This is a genomic window from Streptomyces sp. B1866 (assembly GCF_031932565.1).
Classification (GTDB): domain Bacteria; phylum Actinomycetota; class Actinomycetes; order Streptomycetales; family Streptomycetaceae; genus Streptomyces.
This window is the reverse complement of record NZ_JAVSCF010000329.1, coordinates 1-6,044: the sequence shown is the minus strand read 5'-3', so window position 1 is coordinate 6,044 and position 6,044 is coordinate 1. Positions and strand designations below refer to the sequence as shown.

The 6,044-nt window shown below is 76.4% G+C and carries 4 protein-coding genes; 2 read left to right on the top strand and 2 right to left on the bottom strand.

The genetic code is table 11. The features are described 5' to 3' along the window. Window positions 1-1,578: YcaO-like family protein (locus tag RKE29_RS27225; RefSeq protein ID WP_312008324.1), on the top strand; the 1,578-nt coding region annotated here is incomplete at its 5' end. Window positions 1,579-1,741: 163 nt separating this feature from the next. Further along, window positions 1,742-3,109 carry a histidine kinase gene (locus RKE29_RS27220; RefSeq protein ID WP_312008323.1) on the top strand — a complete coding sequence of 456 codons (1,368 nt, stop codon included), beginning with the start codon at window positions 1,742-1,744 and terminating at the stop codon, window positions 3,107-3,109. Between the two features lie 46 nt (window positions 3,110-3,155). On the opposite strand, the gene RKE29_RS27215 is transcribed toward RKE29_RS27220, so the two are convergent. After that, window positions 3,156-3,761, bottom strand: coding sequence for a response regulator transcription factor (locus RKE29_RS27215; RefSeq protein WP_312008322.1), 606 nt, complete (start codon window positions 3,759-3,761; stop codon window positions 3,156-3,158). A 437-nt stretch (window positions 3,762-4,198) separates the two neighbouring features. Beyond that, complete coding sequence (locus RKE29_RS27210) at window positions 4,199-5,839, bottom strand: AMP-binding protein (RefSeq protein WP_312008321.1); 1,641 nt, start codon at window positions 5,837-5,839, stop codon at window positions 4,199-4,201. Window positions 5,840-6,044 lie beyond the last annotated feature (205 nt).

The window sequence follows — 6,044 nt, the reverse complement described above, 5'->3', positions numbered from 1 at the left end:
GACGGCGCCAGGGGCGGCGCGGCGGCCGCCACCAGCGGCGGCGCCCCGAACCACAACGCCCCGAACCACAGCACCCCCGACCACAGCGCCCCAGACCGCAGCACCTCCGACCACAGCGCCGCAGGCCAGGACGCCGCGGACCAGGGCGCCGCCCAGGGCACCGGCGCCGCGCCGGACGGCGCCGCCACGGCGGACCACGGCCCGGCCACGCGCGAGGCGGGCGCCTCGGCCGCGGCGGTCCTGGCCGCGTACGGGCACCTGGTCGACCGCGTCACCGGGCTGGTGACCGGCATCCGCCGCGACCCGCGCGGGCCCGCGTTCCTCAACAGCTTCCACGCGGACCACCCGTCGTACGCCCACGCCGGCACGCACGGCGGCGCGCACGGCGGTCTGGAAGCCGTGCGCGCCGGGCTGCGGGCCGCCGCGCACGGCAAGGGCGCGACCGCCGAGGAGGCCCGGGCCGGCGCCCTGTGCGAGGCGCTGGAGCACTACAGCGGCCACTTCCAGGGCGACGAGCCGCGGCGGCGCGCCCGCTACCGGGACCTGGGGCCCGAGGCCGCGGTGCACCCGGACTCGGTGCAGCTGTTCGCGGCGCGCCAGTTCCAGGACCGTACGGCCGAGGGGGCGCACGCGGCGTACGCGCCCCGCCACCGGCCCTGCGACCCGTTCGACGAGGACGCGGAGATCTGCTGGACGCCGGTGTGGTCGCTCACCGCGGAGCGGCACCGGCTGGTGCCGACCGCCCTGCTCTACCACGGCGCGCCGCAGGCCGCGGGCCGCCGCTACTGCCGCGCCGACTCGTGCGGCGCGGCGGCGGGCCGCAGCCTGGCGGACGCGGTGCTGCGGGGCTTCCTGGAGCTGGTGGAGCGGGACGCGGTGGCGCTGTGGTGGTACAACCGCACCCGGCAGCCGGCGGTGGACCTCGACGCGTTCGGCGACCCGTGGATCGCCGAGCTGCGGCGGGTGCACGCCGGGCTGCGCCGCGAGGTGTGGGCCCTGGACCTGACGTCGGACTTCGGCATCCCGGTGGTGGCCGCCCTGTCCCGGCGCACGGACAAGCCCGCCGAGGACATCACGATGGGCTTCGGCGCGCGCTTCGACCGGCACGCGGCCCTGCGCCACGCGCTCGCCGAGCTGAACCAGATGCTGCCGGTGGTGGTGGAGGCCCGTCGCGACGGCACCGGCTACGGCCCCGCCGAGCCGGAGGCGCTGCGCTGGTTCCGTACCGCCACGATTGCCAACCAGCCCTATATCACCCCCGATCCGGGGGGCGTGCCCGTAGGCCCTGGGGGCGCACGGATCCATTGGAGGGGCGCACGGGCTGACCGGCACGCCGTGGCGCGCGAGGGGGTGGCGCGCGCGCTCGACCTGACCCGCGAGCGCGGTCTGGAGCTGCTGGCCCTGGACCAGACGCGGCCTGACGTCGGCCTGCCGGTGGCAAAGGTGCTCGTCCCCGGTCTGCGGCCGCACTGGGCCCGGTTCGCGCCGGGCCGCCTGTTCGACGTGCCGGTGGACCTGGGGCGGGTGGCGCGGCCGACGCCGTACGAGCGTCTGAACCCCACACCGCTCTTCCTGTGACCCCTTGTGCCCCTCCGTACGCTGTGTGTATCCCCTTCCTCCGCTACGCCCGTCGGTGAAGGTCGGATACTCTCGGGCAAGACACCGACAAGCCACCCAAAACAGACCCCGACGATTCGGAGGACAAGTGCAGGGGAGCGCTTTGGCCGACGATCACGGGAAAGTGCCGACTCACCCTCGCGACGACGTCCTCGCACCGCGCCTCGCCATGGCGATCACGGTGGTGGTGCTCCTGGGGTACTTCTGCGTCGCGGTCGTCTACACCGTCGACGCGCACCCCAGGGTGCGGGCCGTCAGTACCGCGCTGACCATGCTGTGCCTGCTGGTGGTGCAGGGCGTCCTGCTCGGGCTCCAGCTGGCGCACTCCTTCCCCGGCCTCGCGCCGCGGCTCAGCGGCGCGAGGCGTCGGACCCTGGGCCTTCAGGCGCTGCTGACCTTCCTGCCCTTCCTGGCCTTCAAGGAGGCGTGGCTGGGCATGCCGGGGTTCCTGGCGGGCTCCTCGCTGCTGGTGCTGGGCAGACCGCTGGGGTGGGCGGTGTACGGGGCCGTCCTGGCGGGCACCGACGCGGTGCTGTTCCGGGTCGGGTTCGGGTGGGGCGAGGTCGCGTACACCACCGTGTCCACCGCCCTGACCGGCCTGGTGGTCTTCGGCCTGTCCCGGCTCACCGGCATGGTCGAGGAGGTGACGCACTCGCGCGCGGAGCTGGCGCGGATGGCCGTCTCGCAGGAGCGGCTGCGGTTCTCCCGCGACCTGCACGACCTGCTCGGCTACAGCCTGTCCACCATCACCCTCAAGTGCGAGCTGGTGCACCGGCTCGTGCCCCAGCAGAACGCGCGGGCCCGGCAGGAGCTGTCGGAGATCCTGCGCACGTCCCGTCAGGCGCTCGCGGACGTACGGGCGGTGGCCAGCGGCTATCGCATGATGTCGCTGGCCGGGGAGGCGCGTACGGCCCAGTCGATGCTCGCCGCGGTCGGCATCAGCACCACCGTGCGCCTCGACTGCGGCCGGCTGCCCGACCGGGTGGACACCGTGCTGGCGAGCGTGCTGCGGGAGGGCCTGACCAACGTGCTGCGGCACAGCCACGCCGAGCACTGCGTGATCGACGCGCGCCGCGTCGGGCGCCGGATCCGGCTGGTGCTCGCCAACGACGGGGTGGGCGGGCAGACCACCATCCTGGGGCCGGCCGGAGCCGACGACGCGGGCCGGGCGGGCGGCGGCAGCGGCCTGGACAACCTCACCGCGCGCGTGGCCAGGTTCGGCGGGCGGCTGCGGGCCGGGCTGCGCGACGACGGGTGGTTCGAGCTGCGCGCGGAGGTGGAGCTGTCCGCGGACCTCGCGGACGAGGCCGCCGCCGGCGCCGACGCGCCCGACGGCGCCCCGGGCGGCGGCGAGAGCGCCGCGGACGGCACCGGGCGGGCGGACGGCACCGGGCACGCCAGGGGGCGCACCGGGCGCACGGGCGGTCCGAGGCGCGGAGACGGCCCGGACCGCGGTACGGAGGACGAGTGCGGCTCGGCCGTACGGGCGTGACCCGCGGCGGCCGGGCCGGACGACCCGGCCGCCGCGGGCCGCCCGCTCAGAGCCAGCCCGACTCGCGGGCGATGCGGATGGCGTCCACTCTGTTGCGCGCGTTGAGCTTGGTGACCACGGAGGTGAGGTAGTTGCGCACCGTGCCCACCGACAGGTAGAGCCTGGCGGCGATCTGCGCCGAGCCCTCGCCCTCCGAGGCGAGCACCAGCACCTCCTGTTCGCGCGGGGTGAGCGGCTGCGGCTTGTCGTCCAGGGCGGCGAGGGCGAGCTGCGGGTCGATCACCCGCTCGCCCTTCGTCACCGCGCGGATCGCGCCGCTGAGCGTGTCGGGCGGACTGTCCTTCAGCAGGAAGCCGGCCACGTGGGCCGCCAGCGCCCGGCGCAGGTTGCCCGGCCTGCCCAGACTGGTGAGGACTATGGTCCGGCACTCCGGCACGGCGGTGTGCAGCTCGGCGGCCGCGGTCAGCCCGTCCAGGCCGGGCAGGTCGATGTCGAGCACCGCCACGTCCGGCCTGAGCTCCCGTGCGCGCGGGAGGATTTCCGTACCACTGGAGAACTCGGCCACGACCTCGATGTCGGGTTCGAGCTCCAGCAGGGCGACCAGTGCCTTGCGCAGCATGTGCATGTCTTCGACTATGAGCACCCTGATCACGTGTCCCTGCCTCTTCCAGCCCCCTGTCGTTCCCCTGCATACGATTATTCCCAAATCCCGGGCGACACCGCAGGGAATTCGCGACCTAATCCGGGATTCTGCGGCCCGCGCGCACCGGCCGCCACCGCCCGCGCGCCCCGACCGCCCCTCAGTTCGATTACTCTGGATTAACTTTCGCGGTTCACCGCCGCGATACGAACGTGAATTCGACTGAATACGGTATTATTTTCCGCCAGTCCGCTGCCTGACTGCCGTCCGTCCGCTGCCCGCGTCCTGTCCGGATGCCGTCAGCATGGGGTTCGCACACTTTCCGACGGGTGCCCACGGAATCGGGCCACACCGCGCCATGGAGCGGGAACCGGCGCTCCTCCGGCGCATGCGCCGCGCTCGCCCGCCATGCGCCGGGCGCGCGCTTCAGTGAGCGGTGTGCGCCACCTTCAGGCCGCGCCCCCGTAGAGCGGGATGTCGCTCAGTCCCGGCGCGAACTCCGCGTGCAGCGCCCGGACCTCCCCGCGCAGGAACTGCTCACGCAGCGCCGAGCGCCCGACCTTCCCGCGGTCACCCCGCCGCACCGTACCCGGCCGGACCAGCAGCACCGCGCCCGTACGGGCCCCGAACTCCGCCGCCACCCGGGCCCGTACCGCCGCCGCCAGGCCGGGCAGCCCGGCGCGCGGCGCGCCCGCGGTGCGCACCTCCTGGACCACCACCAGCTGCCCCGCGCCCGGCCCGGCGCAGAACACCCGGGCCGAGCCCAGCGGCCGCCCGCAGTGCAGCAGTTCGCGCTCCACGTCCTGCGGGTGTACGGCGACGCCCTCCACCAGCAGGGTGTCGCGCACCCGGCCGGTGGCGAGCACCCCGCCGCCGCGCGCGACGCCGAGGTCGCCGGTGCGCAGGTAGCCCGCGGCGCCGTCCGCCGTGCGGGCGGCGAACAGGTGCGCGGTGTCCAGCGGCCGTCCCCAGTGCCCGGTGGCCACCGCGGGCCCGCGCATCCAGATCTCGCCCTCCGCGCCGTCCGGCAGTCCGCCGTGGGTCAGCGGGTCGACCACCCGCAGCTCGGTGCCGGCCGCCGGGCGGCCCGCGGCGGTGAGCACGGGCGCCGCCTCGGCCGGCGCGTACCCGGCGACCAGCGTGCCCGGGCGCAGCCCCGCCGCCGCGCAGCGGCGCGCGAAGGCCGCCATGGTGGCCGCGGAGACCGGCTCGCCCGCGTTCAGCGCGGTCCGCCACGCGGACAGGTCGACGCCCGCGAGCTGGTCGTCGGTCAGCTCGGCGGCGCAGCGGGCGTAGAAGGAGTCGCCGGCCGCGGTCTCGGTGACGCGGTGCCGGCCGACCGCCCGCAGCCAGGCGGCCGGCTCGCCGAGCTGACGGGCCGGCAGCAGCACGGCCGTGGCCCCCAGCCACAGCGGGTGCAGCACCTGCCCGACGAGTCCCAGCGCGTGGTGCCGCGGCCGCCAGCCGCCGATCCGCGACCGCGGCCCGCTGCCCAGGGCCTGGCGCAGGGCGGCCATGGCCGCGAGCAGGTTGCCGTGGGTCAGCGCCGCCCCGCGCGGGGCGGTGGCGGGCCCGGAGTCGTAGGCGAGCATCGCCAGGCTGTCGGCGGTCACCCGCGGCGGCTGCCGGGGCCCCTCGGCGGCCCGGCCGGAGCGCAGCCCGTCGACGGCCAGGCAGGTGGGGCACCGGCCCGCGAGCGACAGCCGCCGCGAGGTCTCGGTGGCGTGCGCGTTCTCGGTCAGTACGAGGTCCACGCCGGCGTCCTTGGCGATGGCGGCGGTCCGCTCCGCCGCCGTACGGGACGGGGCGGGCGCGGGCACCGGGACGGCGACCACGCCCGCGTACAGGCAGCCGAGGAGCGCGGTCGCGGCGTGCGGCCCGCAGTCCATGGCGATCATGGCGCGGCGGCCCGGCGCGCTGTGGGTGCGCAGCCAGGCGGCCACCGCGCGGGCGCGGGCGTCCAGCTCGGCGTAGGCCACGCGCCGCTCGGCGCCGCCGTCGCCCTCGCCGGGGACGGCCACCGCCGGACTGCCGCCGCACCGCGCGGCCCGCTCCATGAGGGCGTCGGCAAGACTCGCGGGTCGGGGCATCGAGGTCTCCCTGGCGTCGAAGGGCGGGCCGCACGCCGAACGGGCCGACTGCTGCGAGTGTCCCGGCGGCGGCTCGAAGGCGGCTCGACGGTGACTCGGCACGCCGTCCCGGGACGCGCGTACGCCCGACACGCGCGTGCCGCGGGGGCGGGCCGCCCCGGGGCGCGTCCCGCGGCGCCGGGCCGCCCCGGGCCGGGCGCGGCCG

What these genes read in the sequence shown, in the direction of transcription:
- RKE29_RS27210 (WP_312008321.1), bottom strand. Translation starts at nt 5,839, where the DNA reads ATGCCCCGACCCGCGAGTCTTGCCGACGCCCTCATGGAGCGGGCCGCG.